This is a genomic window from Micromonospora sp. CA-263727, from assembly GCF_050942455.1.
GTDB lineage: Bacteria > Actinomycetota > Actinomycetes > Mycobacteriales > Micromonosporaceae > Micromonospora.
Window position 1 is genome coordinate 6223931 of sequence record NZ_CP192031.1, and the last position, 22526, is coordinate 6246456.

A 22526-nucleotide genomic window follows, 5' to 3' on the forward strand; every position below is an offset into this window, starting at 1 on the left:
CGCGGTGCGCTGGCGCGACTCCGCCGCCTTCACCGCATGGCTGGAATCCGCCTACGCCCAACGGTGGAGCGAGCGGTGGGGCGGGTACGGCGGGCTGCGGGTGGACCCGGAGGAGCCTGGCGCGCACCGATGGTTGACCCGTTTCGGGGAGATCCGGGCCACCATGTGCGACGAACTGCCCGAGCACATCGAGGTCCGCCACGGTGACCGGACCTACCAGGTGGCGCCGCTGGTCGCGGTGGAGCTCGCCGACCCGCGCGCCGCCGACCTGCTGCGCCGCTACCGGCGCCGCTCCACCGCCTGACCAGCGTTAGCCGCCGCTCCACCATCTGACCAGCGTTGCCGCCGCTCAGCCGGCTGGGCGCTCCCACTCGATGGGGGGCAGGCCGGCGTCGGCGAGCGCCTTGTTGGCGGCGCTGAACGGACGGCTGCCGAGGAAGCCCCGGGGGTTCATCGGGCTGGGGTGGCCCGCCTCCAGCACCACGTGCTGCGGGTTGGTGACCAGCGCCGCCTTCTTGCGCGCGTAGCCGCCCCAGAGCAGGAACACCACCCGCGACTCCAGGGCGTCGAGCGCCCGGATGGTGGCGTCGGTGAACTCCTCCCAACCACGGTTGCCGTGCGAACCGGGGGTGCCCTGCCGCACGGTGAGCACCGAGTTGAGCAGCAGCACACCCTGCGCGGCCCAGCCGTCGAGGTTGCCACCGCGCGGCTTCGGCACGCCCAGGTCCTCGCCCAACTCCTTGAAGACGTTGCGCAGCGACGGCGGGGCCGAGACCCCCTCGCGCACGCTGAAGCTCAGCCCGTGCGCCTGCCCCGCGCGGTGGTAGGGGTCCTGCCCGAGGATCAGCACCCGGCAGGCCGACGGCGCGCAGAGCCGGTAGGCGGAGAAGAGGTCCTCCACCGGCGGGAAGACCGTGGCTGTCGCGTATTCCTGGGCGACGAACTCGCCCAGCGCGGCCGTGCGGGCCGGATCGAGGTGTGGGGTCAGCACCCCCCGCCAGGCCTCCGGCAGCAGCGCCAGCAGGTCGAGGGGAGCAACGTCGTCGGGCATCGGCAGCCTTTCACCGGTCGGATCGTCTCCGGGCACTGTAGGCAGTGGGTACGACAGCCGTCAGCCCAGGGCGGCCAGCCGCTGCGCCCAGTCGCCGTCGACCGGCTCCAGTTCGGCGACCCGGGTGTCGTCGTCCCGCCGGTCGAGCCGGATCCGCAGGTGCGCCTCGGCCAGTTGCTCGACCAGCCCCTCGCCCCACTCGACCACGGTCACCGAGGCGTCGACCGAGGCGTCCAGGTCGAGGTCGTCGATCTCGGCCCGGGGGTCGGTCGCGCCGCCCAACCGGTACGCGTCGGCGTGCACCAGCGCCACGCCGCGCCCGCCCGCCGGATCCGGCCGGTGCACCCGGGCGATCACGAACGTCGGCGAGGTGATGCCGCCGAGCACCCCCAGCCCGGCCCCGATCCCCTGGGCCAGCGCGGTCTTGCCGGCCCCCAGCGGGCCGGTGAGCAGCACCAGATCACCAGCGCGCAGCAGCCCGGCCAGCCGCCGGCCGAAGGTGTGCGTGTCCGCGACGGTCGGCAGCACGAACCGGGTCACGAGCCGTCCCGGCCGCAGGTGTCGAGGAACCGGGTCAGCGCCGCGTTGACCTCGTCGGCGTGCTCCAGCATCACCACGTGTCCACTGTCCTGGATCTTGACGAACTCGGCGTGCGGCAGCCGCCGGACGATCTCCTCCGAATGGGTCACCGGCGTGATCATGTCCTTGTCTCCGACGATCACCAGAACCGGCGTGCCGGCGAGCGCGGCGAGCGCCGGGATCCGGGAGTGCGTCGCGATCGTGCGCAGGTAACGGGTCACCGTGTCGGCCGAGGTACGCGAGTTCATCTGCTCCACGTACGACACCAGCGCCGGGCTCGGCTTGCGGGTGCCGAAGCCGTACCGGCGGGTGAGCAGCCAGGCCACGTTGGTGGTCGACTTGCGGGCCCGGTCGATCACCGCGCCGCCGTACCGGGTCACGTTGCCGGCCATGTAGAGCATCGGCGCGCCGACCCGGCCGAGCAGGGCGGGCGCGACCAGCCTCGTCTCCGCCAGCAGCCCGCCCGAGGTGGCCATCAGCACGGTGCCCACCACCCGATCGTCGAACATCTCCGGGTACAGCTCGGCCAGCGCCATGATGGTCATGCCGCCCATCGAGTGACCGATCAGCACCAGCGGCCCCTCCGGGGCGACCTCGTCTATCACCCGGCGCAGCGTCCGCCCCAGCGCGACCAGGTCGTACTCGCCGCTCTCCAGCCGGCCGGAACGGCCGTGACCGGGCTGGTCGTACGCGACGAGCCGGTGCTCGCCCCGCTCGGTCAGCAGCTTGCGCTGGAAGTGGAAGGTACCCATGTCCAGGCAGAACCCGTGTACCAGCAGCACGGTCGGGTTGCCCCCGACCGGCCGGGTCGGCTCGACCACCTCGACGTGGATGTCGGTGCCGTCGGGCATCTCCAGCTGGTACGCCGCGTCGTACCACGACTCGCCGAAGGGCTCGCGGGCGTACGGGTCGGCGGGGTCGGCCTTGAGTCGACGGACCAGGACGCGCTCGGTGGCCACGCCGGCGGCGGTCACCGCGGCGGCCACGCCGAGCGCGGCACCGACCAGGCCGGCGGCCCGGCCGGCCGTGGTGCGGGGCCGGGGGATCTGCATCACGGCACCGGGTCGTAGACGCGGGGGACCCGGGTGCTGCCGAACCGGGTGACGATCTCGTAGTTGATGGTGCCGACCGCCTCGGCCCAGTCGTCGGCGGTGGGCTCGCCGTCGGCGCCGCTGCCGAAGAGGGTGACCACGTCGCCGGCCGCCACCGGGTCGTCGCCGCAGTCGAGCACGAACTGGTCCATGCAGACCCGGCCGGCGATGATCCGCCGACGCCCGCCGAGCTGGACCGGACCGGAGTTCGAGGCGTGCCGCGGCACCCCGTCGGCGTATCCGAGCGGCACCACGGCCAGGTTCGTCTCGTTCCCGGTGGTGTACGTGTGGCCGTACGAGACACCGGAGCCAGCCGGGACCCGCTTGGTCAGCATCACCCGGGCCCGGGCGGTCATCGCCGGGCGCAGCCCGTAGCTCTCTCCCGCCACCGGGGAGAGTCCGTAGACCGCCAGCCCCGGGCGGACCAGGTCGAAGTGGGTGTCGGGGCGGGTCAGCGTGGCCGCCGAGTTGGCCAGGTGCCGGTAGCGCGGGCGCAGCCCGGCCTCCTCGACCATGGCCAGCCCCTCGTGGAAGACGGCCAACTGCCGGTCGGTGGTCGGGTGGCCGGGCATGTCCGCGTACACGAAGTGGCTCCACACCCCGACCACCTCGACCAGCCCGTCGGCCTGCGCCTTGGCGGCGGCGTCGAGCAGGGCCGGCCAGTCGGCGACGGTCGCGCCGCCCCGGGCCAGCCCGGTGTCGATCTTGAGGTGCAGCCGGGCCGGACGGTCCGCGCGCCGGGCCGCCTCGACCGTCTCGTCGAGCTGTGGCCGGCTCGCCACCCCGAGGTCGACGCCGGCCGTGACGCCGGTGTGCAGCGGCAGCCCCGGCGCGAGCAGCCAGGCCAGCACCGGGGCGTCGATGCCGGCCGCGCGCAGGGCCAGCGCCTCGTCCAGGGTGCAGACGCCGAGCCAGTCCGCCCCGGCCTCCAGCGCGGCGCGGGCGACCGGGACCATGCCGTGGCCGTAGCCGTCGGCCTTGACCACCGCCATCAGCTCGGCGCTGGTGCCGGCGCGCAACCGGCTCACGTTCTCCCGGATCGCGTCAAGATCCACGCGTACCTCGGCCTGCCACATACCCCCAGCCTACTTTCCGCGCTGATCACCACGGGGCGCCCTGGCCAGGTCCGTTCGGGGAGGCCGCGGCGAGCCGACCCCGGAAGCCGGCGCTCAGGGCAGGCGGGAGAGCACCGGACGCAGCGCGGTGACCACGTCCGGCGCGGTGACCGGGCCGCCCCGGGCCGCCTCCCGGCCGGCCAGCCCGTGCAGGTACGCCGCCGCCGCGGCGGCCCGCTCCGCCGGCAACCCGGCCGCGAGCAGCGAGCCGAGCAGCCCGGCCAGCACGTCACCGGTCCCACCGGTGGCCAGCGCCGGGGTACCGGTCGGGTTGACGTACGCCCGGCCGTCCGGCGTGCCGATCACCGTGCGGTCCCCCTTGAGCAGCACCACGGCGTTCATCCAGGCGGCCAGCCGCAGCGTGGCGGCGACCCGGTCGGCACCGGGTTCCTCGCCGCAGAGCCGGGTGAACTCCCGGTCGTGCGGGGTGACCACGATGGGGGCGTCGCGGCGGCGCAGCTGGTCGGCGAGGGAGCCGTCCACCAGCAGGGTCAGCGCGTCGGCGTCCAGCACCACCGGCACCGGCGCGGCGAGCACGGTACGCAGCTCGGCGCCCGCCCGCTCGTCGGTGCCCAGCCCCGAACCGCACACCCAGGCCTGCACCCGCCCCGCGTCGGCCACCCGGCCGGTGGCGATCACCGACGGGTGCTCGCGCACCACCTCGTCCCGGGCACTTCCGGCGTAGCGCACCAGGCCGGTCGGCCCGGCCAGCGCGCCGCCGACGGAGAGCACCGCCGCACCCGGGTACGTCGCCGAGCCGGTGGCCACCCCGACCACGCCCCGGGTGTACTTCTCCGAGGCGGCGCCGGGCCGGGGCCACCAGTCGGCCACGTCCACCCCCTCGACGACGTGCAACGCCGGGCTGCCCCGCAGCCACGGTTGCAGCCCGATGTCGACCACCTCCACCTGCCCGGCCAGCGCGGCGGCGGGACCGACCACCAGCGCCGGCTTCAACGCGCCGAAGGCCACCGTGACGTCGGCGCGTACCGCGTTGGGCTGGCCGGACGCGGTCAGCGGCAGCGCGCCGGTCTCCACCGCGACACCGCTGGGCAGATCCACCGCGACCACAGTGGCCCGGGCACCGTCCCGCCCATGCTGGCCCGCCAGGCTCGCGGCCAACTGCTCGGCGGTCGTCCGCAGCCCGCCCTGGCCACCGATGCCGACGATCCCGTCCAGGACCAGGTCGACCACGGCCGGTGGGCGGTCCACGATCCGCCCGCCGGAGGCCCGCAACGCGGCCAGCCCCCCGGCGTGGGCGCGGCCCGGGGTGAGCAGCAGCGCCGACACCGCCGCGCCGCGCCGGGCGAGGCGGGCACCGGCGTACAGCGTGTCGCCGCCGTTGTCCCCGGAGCCGACGAGCAGCAGCACCGGCGCGGCGTACACCCCGCCCCGCCCGGCGAGCAGCAGCGCGCAGCGGCGGGCCAGCCCGGCGGCGGCACGCTGCATCAGCGTGCCGGGCGGCAGCGTGGCCATCAGTTCCTTCTCCGCCGCGCGTACGTCCGCCACCCGCCATACCGGCCGCATGTCACACCCCGTTCCCGCGCCCCGGGGCGCGTCCGACGCAACGCGGCCCACCCTACCGGCGCGGAGGCCGCAAGATAGCCGCTGATCGCGCACCGGGCAACGCCTGTGGAAAACCTCGGTGCACGGCCCCCGCCGGTTGTCCACAGGGGCGGGTCACGGGGCTCGGCGCCGCCTAGCGTCGGCCGGGTCGGATGGTGCCGGGTACGGGGAGAGGTCGATGACCGAGGACGAGTTGACCGTACGGCCGGAGGTGCTGCACCGGGTCGGGTGGTCGTTGGGCGACGCCGGCCACCGGCTGGCCCACGGGCTGGCCGGTGTGCCCGGGTTGACGGCGCCGGCCCCGCTGTGGTCGACGGCGGAGGCGCTGGCCACCCTGGAGGCGGCGGTGCACGCCTGGTCCGGGCGGCTGGGCGCCCGGGTGGCGGAGACCGGCGACGCGGTGCGCGCCGCCGCTTCGGCGTACGAGTCGGTGGACGTCCGCACCGCCGCCCGGCTCTCCGCGCTGCCCCGATGACCGGCCCGGGACAGGCCGCGGCACCTGAGCAGGCCGCACCCGGACAGGCCACCCAGGGCCGGGCCGCGCCCGCCGCCGGGCAGGTCGGGCCCGGGCAGGTCGGGTACGCCCAGCTCTGGACGGTCGATCCGGCTGCCTGGCGGGCCACCGGGGTGGCCTGGGCGAGCCTGGCCGGTCTGGGCGAGCGGCGGGCGGGCGAACTCGCGGACGGCGCGACGGTGCTGCGCTCCGGCTGGTCGGGGCAGGCCGCCGGAGCAGCCGAGGTGCGACTGGCCGAGCTGCGGGCCGAGCTGCTCACGCTCGCCCCGGCCGCGATCGAGGCCGACCAGACACTCGCCGAGTTCGCCGCGCGGCTGACCGCCGCGCGGGCCCGGCTCTCGGCGGCGGTGACCCTGGCCGACACCGCCGGGGTGCTGGTCGACCGCTGGGGGCAGGTGCGCCCCGATCCCGGTCGGCTGCCGGCCGACCGGGCCGGACCGCCGGTGGTCGCGGTGGCGTCGGCCATCCGGGGCGCGCTCGACCTGGCGGCGGCGGCCGACCGGGAGGCCGCCGACCGCCTCGGGCAGCTGGCGGAGGCCGCCGGATCCGGCTGGTCCGCCCGGCCACCGCCGGGCCGGCCCGCGCCGGGCACCGATCCCAATCTGGTCAACCTCTGGTGGACGGGGCTCACCCCGGCGGAGCGACGCTGGCTGGTGGGGCACGAGCCCGACCTCGTCGGCCGGCTGGACGGAATCCCCGCCGTCGCCCGCGACCAGGCCAACCGGTTGCTGCTGGGAGCGCGGCGGGAGGCGCTGCTCGCGCAGTGGGGACAGCTGCTGGCCCGGGTGCCGCGCGGGCCGGTCGAGTTGGCCGGGCTGCGCCGGATCGACGCCGCCCTGGCCGGCCTGGACGCGCTAGCCGCTCGGCTGGCCGCGCCGGAGACGCCCCGGGCGTACCTGCTCGGGCTGGAGGTCGGCGGCGAGGGGCGCGCGGTGGTGGCGCTGGGCAACCCGGATCGCGCCACCGGCATCCTCACCTACGTGCCGGGCATGACCGCCGGGCTCGACGACGCCACCGGCGAGCTGGGCCGGGCCGCCCGGGTGCTGTCCCGCTGCGCCGAGTTGGCGCCGGGCGAGGAGACCTCGGCGGTGCTCTGGCTGGACTACGACGCCCCGGATTTCCTGCACGAGGCGGCCCTGGACTGGCAGGCCCGCGCGGCCGGCGACGGACTGCACCGGTTCCAGGAGGGGCTGCGGGCCAGCCACGACGGGCCGGCGGCCCGGCAGACCGTGCTCGGGCACAGCTACGGGTCGCTGGTGGTGGGCACCGCTGCCCGAGACCACGGGCTCGCCGCGGACGCGCTGGTCTTCGTCGGCTCACCCGGGGTCGGCGTGGCGCACGCGTCCGAGCTGGGCGTACCGCCCGGCCAGGTGTGGGCCAGCACCGCGCCGGACGACGTGATCCGGCTGACCCGCCCGCCGGGCGAGCTGATCCGACCGGCGATCAACGGCATCTCGCCGCTCGGCGCGCTCACGGATCTGCTGGCCGGGCCGGGCGACGAGCGCTGGTTCGGGCGTGACCCGGCCAACCCCGCCCTCGACGGCATGGCGAAGATCGTCCTCGGCAGATGACCGGCCAGGGGCTACTCCACCGTGACGGACTTGGCGAGGTTGCGCGGCTGGTCGACATCGTGTCCCCGGGCGGCGGCGATCTCGGCCGCGAAGACCTGCAACGGCACGGTGGTCACCAGCGGGGCGAGCAGCGTCGGCGTACGCGGCACGTAGATCAGGTGGTCGGCGTAACGGACAACGGACTCGTCGCCCTCCTCGGCGATCACGATGGTGCGGGCGCCCCGCGCGCGTACCTCCTGGATGTTGGAGACGACCTTGTCGTGCAGCAGCCCGCGGCCGACCGGCGACGGCACCACGCAGATCACCGGGGTGCCCTGGTCGACGAGCGAGATCGGGCCGTGCTTCAGCTCGCCCGCGGCGAAGCCCTCGGCGTGCATGTACGCCAACTCCTTGAGCTTCAGCGCGCCCTCCAGCGCCACCGGGTAGCCGACGTGCCGGCCGATGAACAGCACCGTCGGCTCGGCGCGCAGCTCGCGGGCCAGCTCGCGGACCGGCTCGATCCGGGCCAGCAGGTCGCGCAGCTTGCCCGGCACCTGGTGCAGTTGCTCGACCACGGCCGCCACCTCGTCGGCGAACTTGACGCCGCGCACCTGCGCGAGGTGCAGGCCGATCAGGTAGCAGGCGACCAGCTGGGTGAGGAACGCCTTGGTGGAGGCGACGGCGATCTCCGGCCCGCCGTGGGTGTAGAGGACCGCGTCGGACTCGCGGGGGATGGTGGAGCCGTTGGTGTTGCAGATGGCCAACACCCGGGCCTTCTGCTCCTTGGCGTGCCGCAGCGCCATCAGGGTGTCCATGGTCTCGCCGGACTGCGAGATCACCACGATCAGGGTGGACCGGTCGAGCACCGGGTCGCGGTAGCGGAACTCGCTGGCCAACTCCACCTCGCAGGGGATCCGGGTCCAGTGCTCGATCGCGTACTTGGCCACCATCCCGGCGTGATAGGAAGTGCCGCAGGCGACGATGAAGACCTTGTCGACGTCGCGCAGGTCCTGGTCGCTGAGGCGGACCTCGTCGAGGGCGATCTCTCCGGATTCGGTCAGCCGGCCGAGCAGCGTGTCCGCGACGGCCGCCGGCTGCTCAGCGATCTCCTTGAGCATGAACCAGTCGTAGCCGCCCTTCTCCGCGGCCGAGGAGTCCCAGTCGATGTGGAAGTCCTTGCCGCTGGCGGGCTGGCCGGCGAAGTCGGTGATCTCGATGCTGTCGCCGGTGATCAGGACGATCTGGTCCTGGCCCAGCTCGACCGCCTCGCGGGTGTGCTCGATGAACGCGGCGACATCGCTGGCCAGGTAGTTCTCCCCGTCCCCCCGGCCGACCACCAGCGGCGAGTTGCGACGCGCGCCGACCACCGCGCCGGGCACCGCGGAGTCCACGGCGAGCAGCGTGAACGCGCCCTCCAGCCGTTGGCAGACCACCCGCATGGCGGCGGCGAGCAGCTGGGGCCCGTCCGGCTGGCCGGCCGCCCGCAGCTCGGCCAGGGCCTTGGCGAGCAGGTGCGCGGCGCACTCGGTGTCGGTGTCGCTGGCGAACTGGACGCCGTCGTCCTCCAGTTCGGCACGGAGCCGGGCGAAGTTCTCGATGATGCCGTTGTGGATCACCGCGACCCGGCCGTCGGGCGACAGGTGCGGGTGGGCGTTGCGGTCCGTGGGGCCGCCGTGCGTGGCCCACCGGGTGTGCCCGATGCCGGTGGTGCCGTCGCCGATGCCGATCGGGCTGGCGCCACAGCCGGACGGGTCCTCGGCGGCCCGCTCGGAGAGCACCTTCTCCAGGTTGGCCAGCTTGCCGGCCTTCTTTTCGGTCAGCAGCTCCCCTTCGCAGACGACGGCGACGCCGGCCGAGTCGTAGCCCCGGTACTCCAGCCGCCGCAGGCCATCGAGCACGATGCCGAGTGCCGGTCGGGCGCCGGCGTACCCCACGATTCCACACATGAGTGGCAGCCTAACCAGCATCGCTCACGTTGTCTGCGCGAAAGCCGGGTAAACAATCACTGAATTTGAGCGATCTGGGCCGCACCGGTGATCGGGGTCGCATAGCACGTGACCACGGCCGGGCGGGATGACCGCGAACACCCGTACCCTGACGGGCGTGAAAAGCACCGACGTCGACCCACTGGTGAGCCGGATGCGCCCGTTCGGCACGACGATCTTCGCCGAGATGTCCGCCCTCGCCGTACGGACCGGTGCGGTCAACCTCGGGCAGGGCTTTCCGGACACCGACGGCCCGCCGGAGATGCTCGCCGCCGCGGCCGAGGCACTGCGCTCCGGCCGCAACCAGTACCCGCCGGGTCCCGGCATCCCGGAACTGCGGGCGGCCGTGGCCGGGCACCAGCGCCGCTTCTGGGGTCTGGAGTACGACCCGGAGGGCGAGGTGGTGGTGACCGCCGGTGCCACCGAGGCGGTCGCCGCGGCGATCCTCGCCCTCTGCGAGCCGGGCGACGAGGTGGTCTGCTTCGAGCCGTACTACGACTCGTACGCCGCCTCGATCACGCTGGCCGGCGCGGTGCGGCGGCCCGTCACGCTGCACCCCGGCCCCGACGGGCGGTACGCCTTCGACCCGGCCGCCCTGCGCACCGCGTTCGGCCCCCGCACCCGCCTGGTGCTGCTGAACTCCCCGCACAACCCGACCGGCAAGGTGTTCACCCCGGCCGAGCTCGCCCTGATCGCCGAGCTGTGCCAGGAGCACGGCGCGTACGCGGTCACCGACGAGGTGTACGAGCACCTGGTCTTCACCGACGCCGCGAGCGGGCACGTGCCGCTGGCGACGCTGCCCGGGATGCGCGAGCGGACGCTGCGAATCTCCTCGGCCGGCAAGACCTTCTCCTGCACCGGTTGGAAGGTGGGCTGGGCCAGCGGGCCGGCGGCGCTGGTCGCCGCGGTGCTGCGGGTCAAGCAGTTCCTCACCTTCGTCAACGCCGCGCCCCTGCAACCGGCGGTCGCGGTGGCGCTCGGGCTGCCCGACGCCTACTTCACCGACTTCCGCGCCGGCCTCCAGGCCCGACGGGACCAGCTGGTCGGCGGGCTCACCGACGCCGGTTTCGAGGTGCTCACGCCGGAGGGGACATACTTCGTCACCGCCGACATCACCGCCCTCGGCGGCTCCGACGGAGTCGAGTTCTGCCGCTCGCTGCCCGAACGCTGCGGCGTGGTGGCCGTACCCACCCAGGTCTTCTACGACGACCCCGAGGCTGGCCGGCGACTGGTCCGGTTCGCCTTCTGCAAACGCCCCGAGGTGCTCACCGAGGCGGTGTCCCGGCTGCGCCGAGCGGAGAAGACCCGATGACCGACCCGTACGCCGAGCGGGTACGCCGGCTGACCGCGCAGCGTGGCTGCGACACCATGCTCTCCGGGGTCCGGCCGGTCTCGGTCACCGAGCAGCTCGACGCGATCCGGGCGGCGGCCGGCGACGACCTGCTGCCCGACTTCTACGGCGAGGGCGGGGCGGTGGCGGCGCTGGAGCAGCGGGTCGCCGAACTGCTCGGCACCGAGGCGGCAGCCTTCTTCCCCACCGGCACCATGGCCCAGCAGGTGGCCATGCGCCACGGCGCCGAGCTGACCGGCCGGAACGTCGTCGGCCTGCACCCGCTCAGCCATCCGCTCGTGCACGAGCGGGACGCGTACGCCGTGCTCGGCGGCCTGCGCGCGGTCCGCACCACGGCTGCGCCGCGTAACCCGACCGCCGGGGAGGTTGCCGCGCTCGACGAGCCGATCGGCACCCTGCTGCTCGAACTGCCGCTGCGCGAGGTCGGATTCGTCCTGCCGAGCTGGGACGAGTTGGTCGACACGGTCGAGGCGGCCCGGGACCGGGGTGCCCGGGTGCACCTGGACGGCGCCCGGCTCTGGGAATCGACCGTCCACCTGGGCCGCTCGACGGCCGAGATCGCCGCCCTCGCCGACAGCACCTACGTCTCGTTCTACAAGTCGCTCGGCGGCATCTCGGGCGCGGCGCTGGCCGGCGACTCCGACCTGGTCCGATACGCCCGCGCCTGGCGGCACCGTCACGGCGGCACCCTGTTCCAGCAGTGGCCCGCCGCCCTCACCGCGCTCTACGGGCTGGACCACGAGCTACCCCGGCTGGGCGGCTACGTGGCGCACGCGAAAGCGGTGGCGGAGGCGCTGGCTGCCCTGCCCGGCGCGCGGGTGCATCCGGCGCCGCCGCACACCCACCAGTTCCGGCTCTGGCTGCCGCACCCGGCGGACACCCTCAACGCCGCCAACCTCGCCCTCGCCGAGGAGGAGAAGGCGTGGTTCGCCGGCGGCTGGCAGCCGACCGAGTTGCCCGGCCTGGCGGTCACCGAGATCACCGTGGCCACCCCGGCCCTCGGCTTGGACGCCGACCAGGTGGCCGAGCTGGGTGCCCGCTTCCTGCGCCGCCTCACGGCGAGCAGCGGTGGTTAATAAGGGGCCCCGCCTATACACCAGGCGTTAAGAGGGGGCCCTTCCTTACACCGGGCTGGCGGTGCGGACCTGGGTGGCGATGCGTTCGGCGATCTCGCGGGCGGTCTGCTCGGTGGCGGCCTCGACCATCACCCGGACCAGTGGCTCGGTGCCGGAAGGGCGCAGCAGCACCCGGCCCGTCTCGCCCAGCTCGGCCTCGGCCCGCTCGACCTCGGCGCGTACGGCCGGGGCGGCGGCGCCGACGGTACGGTCACCGACCGGCACGTTGATCAGCACCTGGGGCAGCTTGGTCAGCACGGCTGCCAGGTCGGCCAGCGTACGGCCGGTGTCCGCCATCCGGGCCATCAGGTGCAGCCCGGTCAGCACCCCGTCGCCGGTGGTGGCGTACGCCGGCATGACGATGTGCCCGCTCTGCTCGCCGCCGAGGGCAAGCCCGGAGCCGCGCAGCTCCTCCAGCACGTACCGGTCGCCGACCTTGGTCTCGACCAGCCGGATGCCCTCGGCGGACATGGCCAGCCGCAGGCCGAGGTTGCTCATCACGGTGGCCACCAGGGTGTCCCCGGTCAGCGTGCCGGCCTCCCGCATGGCCAGGGCCAGGATGGCCATCACCTGGTCACCGTCGACCTCGTCGCCGTCGGCGGTCACCGCGACGCAACGGTCGGCGTCGCCGTCGTGCGCGATGCCGAGCTGCGCGCCGTGCTCCACCACGGCCTGGCACAGGGCGGCGATGTGGTTCGACCCGCACTCGTCGTTGATGTTGAGCCCGTCCGGCTCGGCGTTGATCGCGATCACCTCGGCGCCGGCCTCCCGGTAGGCGGCCGGCGCCACCTCGGCGGCGGCGCCGTTGGCGCAGTCGACCACCACCTTGATCCCGTCGAGGCGGTGCGGCACGGTGCCGACGAGGTGCTGCACGTAGTGGTCGGCGCCGTCGAGCAGGTCGTGCACCCGACCCACCCCCGCGCCGACCGGCCGCTTCCAGGCGGTGGTGGCGTTGGCCTCGATGGCCGCCTCGATCCGCATCTCGATCTCGTCCGGCAGCTTGTGCCCGCCCGCCGCGAAGAGCTTGATCCCGTTGTCCGGCATCGGGTTGTGCGAGGCCGACAGCATCACCCCGAGGTCCGCCTTGGCCTCCCCGGTGAGGAACGCCACGGCCGGGGTGGGCAGCACGCCGACCCGGATCACCGTGGCGCCGGCGCTGGTCAGCCCGGCCACCACGGCCGCCTCCAGCATCTCGCCGCTGGCCCGGGTGTCCCGGCCGACCACGGCCAGCGGCGGATGGCTGCGATCCGACTCGGCAAGGGTGTGGGCGGCCGCGACGGCCACCGAGAGCGCCAACTCCGGGGTGAGATCGGCGTTCGCCCGTCCGCGTACCCCGTCTGTGCCGAACAACCGGCCCATACCCGCCAACCTCCGATGAAGCTGCTGATGAAGGAGAAAGCGAAACGGCCGGCCCACCTCCCGGATCGAGGGGAGGCGGACCGGCCGTCCGTCAGAAGTACAAGGTGCGGCTGAGGATCAGCGCTTCGAGTACTGGGGAGCCTTACGGGCCTTCTTGAGGCCGTACTTCTTGCTCTCCTTGACCCGGGCGTCACGGGTCAGGAAGCCGGCCTTCTTCAGGGCCGGGCGATCGTCCGGCTCGTTGACGATCAGCGCCCGGGCGATGGCCAGCCGCAGCGCACCGGCCTGGCCGGTGGTGCCGCCGCCACGCAGGTTGGCGATGACGTCGAACGCCTCGGCCTTCTCCGCGGTGACCAGCGGATCCTTGATCAGCTGCTGGTGCACCTTGCTCGGGAAGTAGGCCTCCAGGTCCCGCCCGTTGCAGGTGATCTTGCCGGAGCCCGGCACGATGCGGACCCGGACGATGGCCTCCTTGCGCCGGCCCACGGTCTGGATCGGGCGGTCACCACGAGGCGCGCGGGCGACGGGCGCCGGCGCCTCGGTGGCCTCGGGGGCGACCTCGGTGGCGGTGATGTCGGTCATGCTGATTCCTTCGCCCGCGCTCACTGCGCGATCTGCTTGATCTCGAACGGCACCGGCTGCTGCGCGCCGTGCGGGTGCTCGGCACCGGCGTAGACCTTCAGCTTCTTGATCAGCTGACGGCCGAGCTTGTTGTGCGGGAGCATCCCCTTCACGGCCAGCTCGATGGCCCGCTCGGGGCGCTTGGTGAGCAGCTCGTCGTAGCCGACCTGCTTCAGGCCGCCCGGGTAGCCGGAGTGCCGGTAGGCGATCTTCTGCTGGCGCTTGTTGCCGGTCAGCGCGACCTTGCCCGCGTTCACGACGACGACGAAGTCGCCCGTGTCGACGTGCGGCGCGAAAGTCGGCTTGTGCTTGCCCCGCAGCAGCGTGGCGGCGTGGGTGGCCAGGCGGCCCAGCACGACATCAGAGGCGTCGATGACGTGCCACTGACGCTCGATCTCACCCGGCTTCGGGCTGTACGTACGCACAGGTCTACCTTGTCTCGTCGTCGGTCTGGGGTAGCGCGCCGAAGTGACCAGATGTTCCAGCCGGACCAGCGCGCACGAACGACCAAGCGTACCTCAGGCGGCACGCCCACAGATGTCGTACAACAGCAGGCAACGATACCCGCAGCCCTACCGGCCGGTCAAAACGGGGTCCGGTAGACGCGCCGGCGGGATCCGGACGGCCCGAGCCCACCGCCGAGCAGGCAACGGGAATCGCACCAGCGGCCGGCGGAGATGGCAAGGCACGCGCCGGGTCAGAGCTGCTGGAGGATGCGCAGCGCCCGGTCGATCCGCCGCATGGTCTCGGCGTCGGCCACGTCCACGCACTCGGTGAACCACTTCTTCATCGGCGAGGAGATCCGGTCGGGCATCACCACCCAGCCGCCCATCGGCACCGCCAGGGGCGAGTCGCGCAGCAACGCCGCCTCGACCACCTCGGCGACGATCACGATGGGCACCGCGGTGGAGTTGTAGACATCCGAGCTGATCACCAACCCGAGCCGCTCCCGGGCCCCCTCGATCCGCCAGACCTCACCCCTACGCAGCACGCGGGCGACCGCCGAAGAGCAGGTCGTCGACCATGCCGACCTCCTGCGCGTCGGCCAGCGAGGCGGATTCCAGGTCCAGCCCGGCCCGGCCGACCGCGGCGGCGTGCGCCGCGAAGACCTCGCGCAGCGCCTTCTCTCTCGCCGCCTGGTCCATCCAGGCCGAGAGGGTGAGCCCCTCGCGCTTGGCGAACTGCCGGGCGTCCGCGATCGTCTCGTCCGAGAACGACAGAGTCACCTTGGCTGTCATGCCGGACAGACTACCCGCTGGTATGACCGTCAGTCATCCCGCGAGCCCACCGAGGGAGCGCGACCGCCGAAGACGGCGAAGCGCCACGCCTTGAAAAAGCAGTCCACGTCCACCAGACCCGCCTCGGTCAGCCAGCGGCACTGCTCCCCCGTCGGCGCCGGCCGGTCGTACGCCATCCGCTGCTCGGCGGCGGCGATCTCGGCGGCATCCGAGCCGAGCGCGCTGATCTGCGCCAGCCAGACCTGGTGGTAGCGGTGGTCCAGTTCCGGCGTCGGGCCGGCGACCTGCTCGGCATTGACGAAGATGCCACCCGGCACGAGAACCTCGGCGACCCGCCGGTAGAGGTCCCGCTTGCCGGCGTCGTCCAGGTGGTGGATGGCCAGCGCGCTGACCACCGCGTCGTACCGCCCGGCGGACAACGGGTCGGCCAGGTCGGCCACGACCACCCGGTGCGGTACGTCACGCGCGGTGAGCTGCTCGGCGGCGACGGCCAGCATCTTCGGCGCGGCGTCGACCAGGGTCAGCCGGACGCCGGGCACGGCGGCGGCGAGCAGCGACGACAGCAGGCCGGTCCCGGCGCCCAGATCCAGCACCTCGGGCGTACGCCCGGCCGCGAGGGCGGCGCGCAGGGGTGGCTCGGCCACCTCGACCGCGGTCCCGTAGAACCCGTCGAAGCAGGGCACCAGCCGCCGCCGGGCCGCGTCGTAACTGCCGGCCACCGCGTCGAACGCCTCAGCCACGGTCATCTCGATCCGCCAATCCACGACCTCGATGCTCCCAAATTTCGGGAAAGTTGTTCCACATTCTAGACCGCGCGATCCGGCTCGTCAGTACCGTGCGGTGTGAGCGGCTCTTGACAGGACCGAAACAAAAGGGACGCGGACCGGAAACTGCCCAACGGCACGCTTTGCCGACATGACAGACGGTGCACGGCCGGCGACACCGCCGGAGGCGCGGCGATGAGCACCGCGACGACCCTGCGCTGGCACACCGTCTCTCCGCTGGACCGGCTCGACCCGGACCGGGGCGTCGCCGCCCTCGTCGACGGGGTGCAGGTGGCGCTCTTCCGGACCCGGGACGGGCTGTACGCGATCGACAACCGAGACCCGGTTGCCGGGGCGTACGTGCTGTCCCGCGGGATCGTGGGCAGCCGCGCGGGGGCGCCGGCGGTCGCTTCGCCGCTGCACGAGCAGGTGTACGACCTGCGTACGGGGGATTGTCTCGACCTGCCTGGAGTCGCCGTGACCCGGCACGAGATCCGTTGCCGGGACGGCATGGTCGAGGTGCGGCTGCGACAGGAGGGGTGAATGCGCGAGGAATTGGCCGGCTTCACCATCGGGGTGACCGCCGACCGGCGGCGGGACGAACTCGCCGCGCTGCTCCAACAGCGCGGTGCCCGAGTGGTGCTCGCTCCCGCCCTGCGGATCGTGCCGCTCGCGGACGACACCGAGCTACGCGAGGCCACCCGCGCCTGCCTGGACCGGCCACCGGACGTGCTGATGGCCAACACCGGGATCGGCATGCGTGGCTGGCTGGAGGCGGCCGAGGGGTGGGGGCTGGCCGAGCCGCTGCGCTCGGTGCTCAGCGGCGCGTACGTGGTGGCGCGGGGCCCGAAGGCGCGCAGCGCGATCCGTGCGGCCGGCCTGCACGACCAGTGGTCTCCCTACTCGGAGAGCTGCGACGAGGTGGTCGACCACCTGCGTCGGCGGGGCGTGGCCGGGCAGGTGATCGCGGTGCAGCTGCACGGCGAGCGGCAGCCCGAGTGCACCCGCGCGCTGGAGGAGGCCGGGGCCACCGTGATCGAGGTCCCGGTCTACCGCTGGGCACCACCGACCGACCCGGCACCGTTGCACCGGCTGGTCGATCTGGTGGCCGGTCGGCTGGTGGACGCGGTCACCTTCACCTCGGCACCGGCGGTCGAGGCGCTGCTGCGGGCCGCCGGCGACCGCACGGAGACGGTCCTGGAGGCGCTCCGCGGTGACGTGCTGGCCAGCTGTGTCGGCCCGGTCACCGCGGCGCCGCTGGTCCGGCGCGGGGTGCCGGTGAGCGCGCCGAGCCGGGCGCGGCTGGGCGCCCTGGTCCGCACCATCGTCGACGAGCTGCCCCGGCGGACGGTCACCATCAAGGTCGCCGGGCACCTGCTCACCCTGCGCGGTCACGCGGCGGTGCTGGACGGTGAGCTGCATCCACTGGCACCGGCGCCGATGGCGGTGCTGCGGGCGCTGGCCCAGACGCCGGGGCGGGTGCTTTCGCGTACCGCCCTGTTGCGGACGCTGCCACGGGGCGCCGACGAGCACGCTGTGGAGATGGCGGTGGCCCGGCTGCGGGCGGGCCTGAAGGCCCCGCGCGTGGTGCAGACCGTGGTCAAGCGCGGCTACCGCCTCCGGATCGACTGAGGCGTTAGGAAGGGGCCCTTCCTAACGCCTCAGGTAGAGGAGGGGGCCCCTCCTAACACCAGCCGGAGCCGGCCGGAACGCAAGCGCCGGCCGGCACAAGCGCCGAACTCAGCCGACCGGGGTCGGGAAGCCCCGATCGTGCTCGGCCTGAAGTCGAGCCATCGCGTGTTCGACGACGGTCACCAGCACCCGCTTGACCGGCTCACGCTGCCGGGCGTCGGTCATCACCAGCGGCACGTCCGGCGAGATGGCGAGCGCCTCGCGCACCTCTTCCAGCTCGTACTGCGGTGCGCCGTCGAACCGGTTCAACGCGACCACGTACGGCAGCCTGCGGTTCTCGAAGTAGTCCAGCGGGGCGAACGCGTCGGTGATCCGGCGGGTGTCCACCAGGACGGCAGCGCCCACCGCACCCCGGATGATCTCGTCCCACATGAACCAGAACCGGGTCTGCCCGGGTGTGCCGAAGAGGTACAGGATCAGGTCCTGCGCCATGGTGATCCGGCCGAAGTCCATGGCGACGGTGGTGGTCTCCTTGCCCGGCACCTTGGACGGATCGTCGATGCCGACGCCCGCCGCGGTCATCACCGCCTCGGTGGTCAGCGGTGTGATCTCGGAGATCGCACCGACCAGCGTCGTCTTGCCGACACCGAAGCCCCCCGCGACAACAATCTTCGCGGAGATGATTCCCCTCTGGCGGGCCCCGGCGGGGTCATAGCTCGCGAAGTCCACTCAGCACCCTTCCCAGCATTTCCATCCGCTCCTCGTAACCTGTGGCGGGAGCGGCCGTCTGTAGCGTCAACAGGTTCTCGGCCACCATGTCGGCGACCAGCACCCGGGCGACACCCAGCGGCAACCGGGTGTACGCGGCGATCTCCGCCAGCGACTCGGGCCGACCCTCGCAGACCATGGCGATGCGATGTTTGTCGTGCCCGGCGAAGCGCGACTCGGCGATCTGGGTGGGACTGGCCACCAGCACCGCTTCCAGGGCGATGTCCTGGAGCGGCTCGGTTCGGCCCCGGGTGACCGCGTACGGCCGGACCAGCGCACCACGTGGGTCACGCCGATGTTCCATTCGCGATCACCTTCTCTCCCGTCCGCCGGCGTACCCCGCCGGTCCACCTGTCGCCCGGCGCGGTCGCGCCGGACCTGTTATGACCTCACTGCGTCGCGGGGCAGCGGCACCAGCGCGGCACCGACCCGCTCCACCAGCAGCGCCATCTCGTAACCCACCTGGCCGACGTCGCAGCTGCGCGCCGCGAGCACCGCCATCGACGAGCCGTCGCTGATCGACATCAGGAACAGGTAACCGCTGTCCATCTCGATGACCGTCTGCAACACCCCGCCGGCGCTGAACATCCGCGCCGCACCCTCGGTCAGGCTGACCACACCGGAGGTGATCGCGGCAAGCTGGTCCGCTCGGTCCGTCGGCAGGTCGCGGGAGCAGGCGAGCAACAGCCCGTCCGCGGACACCGCCACCACGTGGGCGATGCCCGCCACGCTGTCGGCGAAGTTGGTGAGCAGCCAACCCATGTCCTGAATGGCCGCTGGCCTGTTCATCGGCTCGTCTCCTTGGTCGAGGTGCTGTTCTGACTCGCGCCGGCCGTCCGCCCACGCTGGACGCCGCGGTGGTATGCCGACAGCAGACCGCGTACTTCGTCCGGGGTACGGCGGCTGTGCTCCCGCCCGCTGCGGGGTTCGATCCCGCCGGGTACGAGTTGCGCCTGCGGCACCCGCTTCGGCAGGCCGGAGCGGGTCGTGCCGGCGGGCATGGGCTCGGCCGCCTGGCTGGCCCGCGACCAGCCCTCGTCGGCCGCCGTCCGCCAGGCGTCGTCCTGCGGCCCGCCGGAGGACGGGGGCGCGGGGCGTGGTGGCGCGGCCGGCGGTGCCACGCTGGGCGGCGGCGGGCTGGGCGGCGCGGCCGGCGACGGGCGGTACGACGGTGGTGGCGGCTGCACCGGCTGTACGGGCTGCACCGGCTGCACCGGCTGTGCGGGTGCCCCGCCGGCCGCCGCACCGGGTGTGCGGGTGGGCAGCGGGCTGCGCCCCCTCGTCGGTTCGACTGCGGGCGCCGACGGGCTGGCAGCGACCGGTGGCGCCGGCGGCTCGTCGAACTGCGGCCGGCTGAAGATGGCGGTCGCGTCGTTGCCGTGCGACCGGAACCAGACCGCCTCCATCTCGCGGAAGATCGGCGCCTCGACCGGCGGGTCGGGTGGGGCGGTGATCGGCCCGGTCGCGAGCGGGGTGGTGGCGGCCAGGCTGGCGCCCAGACCGGCGAAGGTGGGGCCATCGATGCTCCCACCGCCGGGGTTCTGGGCGGCGCCCGACCCGTAGGCGCCCGGGGTGAAGGCGCTCGGGGCGCTCATCGCCGCGCCGGCGACCGGGCCCACCGGCAGTACGGGTGCGGCTGGCGCGGTGTGGCCACCGACGTTTGCACCTCGGTACGGCATCGGTTCGACGGTCGGTTGGGAGACGGTGGGCGTACCCGCGTTGAACCCGCCGGCGTAGGCCGGTGGCTGAGTGTGGGCCGGCGGGATGTGGGCCGGTGGGGTGTGGGCCGGCGGCATGTGGGCTGGCGGCGTGGGTTCCGCGGCCGGCCAGGGCACCGAGGACGGCGTGCTGTTACGCCACCGGTCACTCAGCGTGGCGGTGCTCAGCCCCGCACCGCCGACCGACTCGCTGACCGCGGCCGGGGCCGACGGGGTCTGCTCGACCGCGAGCGGCTGCCGCGGGCGGGTGATCGCCTGGTCGCGGCCACGCAGGCTCGGCAGCACCACCGTGGGGTTGGGCAGGGTGATCTGCGCGACGGTGCCGCCCTCGACGTTGCGGCGCAGCTCGACCCGGATCCCGTAGCGGGCCGCGAGCCGGCTGACCACCGCGAGGCCCATCAGCCGGAACGCCGCCACGTCCACGTTGGAGGGCGCGGCGAGCCGCCGGTTGAGTGCGTCCATCTGCTCGTCGGTCAGGCCGAGGCCACGGTCCTCGATCTGGATGAGCACGTAGTCCCGGATCCGCCGGCCGTCGGCGACCACGGTCGTGTTCGGCGGCGAGAAGCGGGTGGCGTTGTCGAGCAGCTCGGCCACCAGCCGCACGACGTCGTTGACCGCGTGCGCGGCCACCGAGACGTCGGTGTCGACGGTGCCGAACTCGATCCGGTTGTAGAGCTCGACCTCGGACTGCGCGGCCCGCAGCACGTCCACCAGCAGGGCGTCGTCCCGGCGCGGCACGGCCGAGTCCGCCCCGGCGAGCACGAGCAGGTTCTCGTCGTTGCGGCGCATCCGGGTGGCGAGGTGGTCGAGCTCGAACAGCTGGGCGAGGCGCTTCGGGTCCTCCTCGCCACGCTCGATCGCGTCGAGTTCGCCGATCATGCGGTCGACCAGGGTCTGACTGCGCCGGGCCAGGTTGAGGAACATCGCCGAGACGCTGGTCCGCAGGGCCGCCTGTTCGGCCGCGACCCGGACCGCCTCCCGGTGTACGACGTTGAAGGCCAGGGCCACCTGGCCCACCTCGTCGCGGTTGGTGAGCTGGATCGGGTCCCGCACCTCGCGGACGATCTCGTCGACGCTGCCGTCGCTGACGTTGCCCATGCCCTGTAGCCGGCGCACCGCCTCGGGCAGGTCGTGGTTGGCCACCGAGAGCGCGCCCTCACGGAGCCGGCGCAGCGAGTGGTTGAGCGAGCGGGCCAGCACCACGGCCAGGGTCACCGCGATGATCAGGGTGAGCAGCACCAGCGTCGTCTCGACGACGGCCTGCCGGATGACGTCCGCGCGAGCCTGCTCGGCCTGGGCGTAGAGGCGGTTCTGCAACTCGACCTCGGCCCACCGCATCAGCTCGTTCACCGCGCCGATCGCGGCGGTGGCGTCCTGCGCGGTGATCGGTGAGCGCTGCCCCACCGAGCGGCTGATGTCGGTGGCGATCCGGTCGGCCAGCACCACGGCGTCGCCGGAGACAGTGCTCTCGACCAGGGCGCGCTGCTCCGGGTCGGCGGCCAACGAGAAGGCCAGCAGGGCCTCCTGCTGGCCGGTCAGGGTGGCCACGAAGGCGGAGAACTGCTCGCTGTCGAGCCGGCCGGCGCTCAGCGCCGTGAACGCGACCGACTCCTCCTCGGCGACGGCCGCCTTGGCGCGGGCGAAGGCGGCGACCGCGCGCCGGGTGTCCGCGAGCCGCTCCTCGCCGGGCAGCTGGGCCAGCCCGTCACCGTAGGCAACCAGGTCGGCCAGCACGACGCCGTAGCGCAGGGCGGCCTCGGCGACCTCCATCTGCTGCCGGTCGAGCATTTCCTGCCGGGTGCCGTCCAGGGTGTCCAGGTGCGCGTCGATGGCCGCCAGGCGGTCGCGGACCGCGGCGGGAGGCTCCCCGACCCGGGCCCGCTCCGCGCGGTACTCGTCGATCCGCTCCTGGGTCCGCCGGACCCGCAGGTTGTACGCGTCGGCCTGCCGCTGCGGCGCGGCGAGGTAGGCGGCCGCCGCCATCCGTTCGGCGTGCAGGTCGTTTGCCAGCGCGGCGACGTCGATCGAGAGCGCGGTCAGCGCCCTGGCCTGGGTCGCGTCGTAGGCGCCCTCACCGACGGCGACCAGGCGGACCGTGGCCAGCGCGATCACCGCGGCGACCGGAACGACCAGGATCAGCGCCAGCTTGGACCGGATCCGGGCGTCACGCAGCCGAGGTAGCCGGCGAGGTCCCTTCTGCAGGGTGTTGCCGCGGGCGGGCAGGGTCGTCGATCCGGTGCTCACGACATCGCCTCCGTCGTCTTCTCCACGCCTGACCCGTCGACCCGTGCGTGGGGCGGCGGCCGGCGCCACGCGCGGCACGGCCGCGATTTCATCAGACGAGATCGTGTTTGGGAAGCCACAGCGGGGAACGAAACGGTCGGACGGAGCGCATCCCGTGTTCCGGTCAACTAATACCTACATTTCCACAGTGCCCTGAACAGGGCATGTGACTCCAGAGTGGTCATTCATGTCGCCACAGTGAGCATTTGAAAACATCTGGTAACCCCAA

23 protein-coding genes are annotated in these 22526 nt (G+C 73.4%); 7 read left to right on the forward strand and 16 right to left on the reverse strand.

The genetic code is table 11. The features are described from left to right. Positions 1–4: 4 nt before the first annotated feature. On the forward strand, positions 5–304 hold the full coding sequence (locus ACQPYA_RS27225) for a hypothetical protein (RefSeq protein WP_433529895.1): 300 nt from the start codon (positions 5–7) through the stop codon (positions 302–304). 45 nt (positions 305–349) lie between these two features. Here ACQPYA_RS27225 and ung read toward each other — a convergent pair whose 3' ends face one another. From ung to ACQPYA_RS27250, 5 genes are all read right to left on the reverse strand, one after another. Beyond that, positions 350–1051, reverse strand: a complete 702-nt coding sequence (gene ung, locus ACQPYA_RS27230; protein ID WP_433529896.1) for a uracil-DNA glycosylase — start codon at positions 1049–1051, stop codon at positions 350–352. 60 nt (positions 1052–1111) lie between these two features. Then, the gene (tsaE, locus tag ACQPYA_RS27235) at positions 1112–1609 is read right to left on the reverse strand and encodes a tRNA (adenosine(37)-N6)-threonylcarbamoyltransferase complex ATPase subunit type 1 TsaE (protein WP_433533647.1); all 498 of its coding nucleotides are present in this window, start codon (positions 1607–1609) and stop codon (positions 1112–1114) included. Further along, positions 1588–2682: an alpha/beta fold hydrolase gene (locus ACQPYA_RS27240; RefSeq protein WP_433529897.1), complete on the reverse strand. Its 1095-nt coding sequence runs from the start codon at positions 2680–2682 to the stop codon at positions 1588–1590. The genes tsaE and ACQPYA_RS27240 overlap by 22 nt, the downstream gene beginning before the upstream one ends. Then, on the reverse strand, positions 2682–3797 hold the full coding sequence (alr, locus tag ACQPYA_RS27245) for an alanine racemase (protein WP_433529898.1): 1116 nt from the start codon (positions 3795–3797) through the stop codon (positions 2682–2684). Before alr ends, ACQPYA_RS27240 begins: the two co-directional genes overlap by 1 nt. Positions 3798–3890: 93 nt before the next feature. Next, the gene (locus tag ACQPYA_RS27250) at positions 3891–5360 is read right to left on the reverse strand and encodes an NAD(P)H-hydrate dehydratase (protein ID WP_433529899.1); all 1470 of its coding nucleotides are present in this window, start codon (positions 5358–5360) and stop codon (positions 3891–3893) included. Between the two features lie 217 nt (positions 5361–5577). Here ACQPYA_RS27250 and ACQPYA_RS27255 point away from each other — a divergent pair, with 217 nt between their 5' ends. Together ACQPYA_RS27255 and ACQPYA_RS27260 are read left to right on the forward strand one after the other, a co-directional pair. Beyond that, on the forward strand, positions 5578–5874 hold the full coding sequence (locus ACQPYA_RS27255; protein ID WP_433529900.1) for a hypothetical protein: 297 nt from the start codon (positions 5578–5580) through the stop codon (positions 5872–5874). Beyond that, on the forward strand, positions 5871–7484 hold the full coding sequence (locus tag ACQPYA_RS27260) for an alpha/beta hydrolase (protein ID WP_433529901.1): 1614 nt from the start codon (positions 5871–5873) through the stop codon (positions 7482–7484). The genes ACQPYA_RS27255 and ACQPYA_RS27260 overlap by 4 nt, the downstream gene beginning before the upstream one ends. Before the next feature lie 11 nt (positions 7485–7495). Here ACQPYA_RS27260 and glmS read toward each other — a convergent pair whose 3' ends face one another. Next, on the reverse strand, positions 7496–9409 hold the full coding sequence (gene glmS, locus ACQPYA_RS27265; RefSeq protein ID WP_433529902.1) for a glutamine--fructose-6-phosphate transaminase (isomerizing): 1914 nt from the start codon (positions 9407–9409) through the stop codon (positions 7496–7498). Positions 9410–9566: 157 nt separating this feature from the next. Here glmS and ACQPYA_RS27270 point away from each other — a divergent pair, with 157 nt between their 5' ends. Beyond that, the gene (locus tag ACQPYA_RS27270) at positions 9567–10760 is read left to right on the forward strand and encodes a pyridoxal phosphate-dependent aminotransferase (protein ID WP_433529903.1); all 1194 of its coding nucleotides are present in this window, start codon (positions 9567–9569) and stop codon (positions 10758–10760) included. Further along, positions 10757–11875 (forward strand): threonine aldolase family protein, encoded by a 1119-nt coding sequence (locus tag ACQPYA_RS27275; RefSeq protein WP_433529904.1) that lies wholly within the window; start codon positions 10757–10759, stop codon positions 11873–11875. The genes ACQPYA_RS27270 and ACQPYA_RS27275 overlap by 4 nt, the downstream gene beginning before the upstream one ends. A gap of 45 nt (positions 11876–11920) precedes the next feature. Here ACQPYA_RS27275 and glmM read toward each other — a convergent pair whose 3' ends face one another. From glmM to ACQPYA_RS27305, 6 genes are all read right to left on the reverse strand, one after another. Continuing rightward, positions 11921–13273, reverse strand: a complete 1353-nt coding sequence (glmM, locus tag ACQPYA_RS27280; RefSeq protein WP_433529905.1) for a phosphoglucosamine mutase — start codon at positions 13271–13273, stop codon at positions 11921–11923. 117 nt (positions 13274–13390) lie between these two features. Then, positions 13391–13855 carry a 30S ribosomal protein S9 gene (gene rpsI, locus ACQPYA_RS27285; protein ID WP_433529906.1) on the reverse strand — a complete coding sequence of 155 codons (465 nt, stop codon included), beginning with the start codon at positions 13853–13855 and terminating at the stop codon, positions 13391–13393. Positions 13856–13875: 20 nt separating this feature from the next. Next, entirely contained in the window at positions 13876–14319 is a 444-nt protein-coding gene (gene rplM / locus ACQPYA_RS27290; RefSeq protein ID WP_132183743.1) for a 50S ribosomal protein L13, read from the reverse strand. Positions 14320–14591: 272 nt separating this feature from the next. After that, on the reverse strand, positions 14592–14885 hold the full coding sequence (locus tag ACQPYA_RS27295; protein WP_433529907.1) for a type II toxin-antitoxin system PemK/MazF family toxin: 294 nt from the start codon (positions 14883–14885) through the stop codon (positions 14592–14594). After that, positions 14875–15132 (reverse strand): hypothetical protein, encoded by a 258-nt coding sequence (locus ACQPYA_RS27300; RefSeq protein ID WP_433529908.1) that lies wholly within the window; start codon positions 15130–15132, stop codon positions 14875–14877. Before ACQPYA_RS27300 ends, ACQPYA_RS27295 begins: the two co-directional genes overlap by 11 nt. A 29-nt stretch (positions 15133–15161) precedes the next feature. Further along, a complete protein-coding gene (locus ACQPYA_RS27305; protein ID WP_433529909.1) occupies positions 15162–15896 on the reverse strand; it encodes a class I SAM-dependent methyltransferase in 735 nt (244 codons plus the stop codon). 195 nt (positions 15897–16091) lie between these two features. Between ACQPYA_RS27305 and nirD the strand changes: the two genes are divergently transcribed. Then, complete coding sequence (nirD, locus tag ACQPYA_RS27310; RefSeq protein ID WP_433529910.1) at positions 16092–16439, forward strand: nitrite reductase small subunit NirD; 348 nt, start codon at positions 16092–16094, stop codon at positions 16437–16439. After that, the gene (locus ACQPYA_RS27315; protein ID WP_433529911.1) at positions 16440–17528 is read left to right on the forward strand and encodes a uroporphyrinogen-III synthase; all 1089 of its coding nucleotides are present in this window, start codon (positions 16440–16442) and stop codon (positions 17526–17528) included. 108 nt (positions 17529–17636) lie between these two features. Here ACQPYA_RS27315 and ACQPYA_RS27320 read toward each other — a convergent pair whose 3' ends face one another. The 4 genes from ACQPYA_RS27320 to ACQPYA_RS27335 form a co-directional block, all read right to left on the reverse strand. Continuing rightward, positions 17637–18257, reverse strand: a complete 621-nt coding sequence (locus ACQPYA_RS27320; RefSeq protein WP_433529912.1) for a GTP-binding protein — start codon at positions 18255–18257, stop codon at positions 17637–17639. Next, positions 18238–18600: a DUF742 domain-containing protein gene (locus ACQPYA_RS27325; RefSeq protein WP_433529913.1), complete on the reverse strand. Its 363-nt coding sequence runs from the start codon at positions 18598–18600 to the stop codon at positions 18238–18240. The genes ACQPYA_RS27320 and ACQPYA_RS27325 overlap by 20 nt, the downstream gene beginning before the upstream one ends. A gap of 77 nt (positions 18601–18677) precedes the next feature. Continuing rightward, positions 18678–19085, reverse strand: coding sequence for a roadblock/LC7 domain-containing protein (locus tag ACQPYA_RS27330; protein WP_433529914.1), 408 nt, complete (start codon positions 19083–19085; stop codon positions 18678–18680). Beyond that, positions 19082–22258 (reverse strand): nitrate- and nitrite sensing domain-containing protein, encoded by a 3177-nt coding sequence (locus ACQPYA_RS27335; protein ID WP_433529915.1) that lies wholly within the window; start codon positions 22256–22258, stop codon positions 19082–19084. The genes ACQPYA_RS27330 and ACQPYA_RS27335 overlap by 4 nt, the downstream gene beginning before the upstream one ends. Positions 22259–22526 lie beyond the last annotated feature (268 nt).

Bases quoted from the DNA above. Each gene is read 5' to 3' on its own strand.
- ung (WP_433529896.1), bottom strand. From the start codon at position 1,051: ATGCCCGACGACGTTGCTCCCCTCGACCTGCTGGCGCTGCTGCCGGAG.
- ACQPYA_RS27240 (WP_433529897.1), bottom strand. From the start codon at position 2,682: ATGCAGATCCCCCGGCCCCGCACCACGGCCGGCCGGGCCGCCGGCCTG.
- alr (WP_433529898.1), bottom strand. From the start codon at position 3,797: ATGTGGCAGGCCGAGGTACGCGTGGATCTTGACGCGATCCGGGAGAAC.
- ACQPYA_RS27250 (WP_433529899.1), bottom strand. From the start codon at position 5,360: ATGCGGCCGGTATGGCGGGTGGCGGACGTACGCGCGGCGGAGAAGGAA.
- ACQPYA_RS27255 (WP_433529900.1), top strand. From the start codon at position 5,578: ATGACCGAGGACGAGTTGACCGTACGGCCGGAGGTGCTGCACCGGGTC.
- ACQPYA_RS27260 (WP_433529901.1), top strand. From the start codon at position 5,871: ATGACCGGCCCGGGACAGGCCGCGGCACCTGAGCAGGCCGCACCCGGA.
- glmS (WP_433529902.1), bottom strand. From the start codon at position 9,409: ATGTGTGGAATCGTGGGGTACGCCGGCGCCCGACCGGCACTCGGCATC.
- ACQPYA_RS27275 (WP_433529904.1), top strand. From the start codon at position 10,757: ATGACCGACCCGTACGCCGAGCGGGTACGCCGGCTGACCGCGCAGCGT.
- glmM (WP_433529905.1), bottom strand. From the start codon at position 13,273: ATGGGCCGGTTGTTCGGCACAGACGGGGTACGCGGACGGGCGAACGCC.
- rpsI (WP_433529906.1), bottom strand. From the start codon at position 13,855: ATGACCGACATCACCGCCACCGAGGTCGCCCCCGAGGCCACCGAGGCG.
- ACQPYA_RS27300 (WP_433529908.1), bottom strand. From the start codon at position 15,132: ATGACAGCCAAGGTGACTCTGTCGTTCTCGGACGAGACGATCGCGGAC.
- nirD (WP_433529910.1), top strand. From the start codon at position 16,092: ATGAGCACCGCGACGACCCTGCGCTGGCACACCGTCTCTCCGCTGGAC.
- ACQPYA_RS27315 (WP_433529911.1), top strand. From the start codon at position 16,440: ATGCGCGAGGAATTGGCCGGCTTCACCATCGGGGTGACCGCCGACCGG.
- ACQPYA_RS27325 (WP_433529913.1), bottom strand. From the start codon at position 18,600: ATGGAACATCGGCGTGACCCACGTGGTGCGCTGGTCCGGCCGTACGCG.
- ACQPYA_RS27330 (WP_433529914.1), bottom strand. From the start codon at position 19,085: ATGAACAGGCCAGCGGCCATTCAGGACATGGGTTGGCTGCTCACCAAC.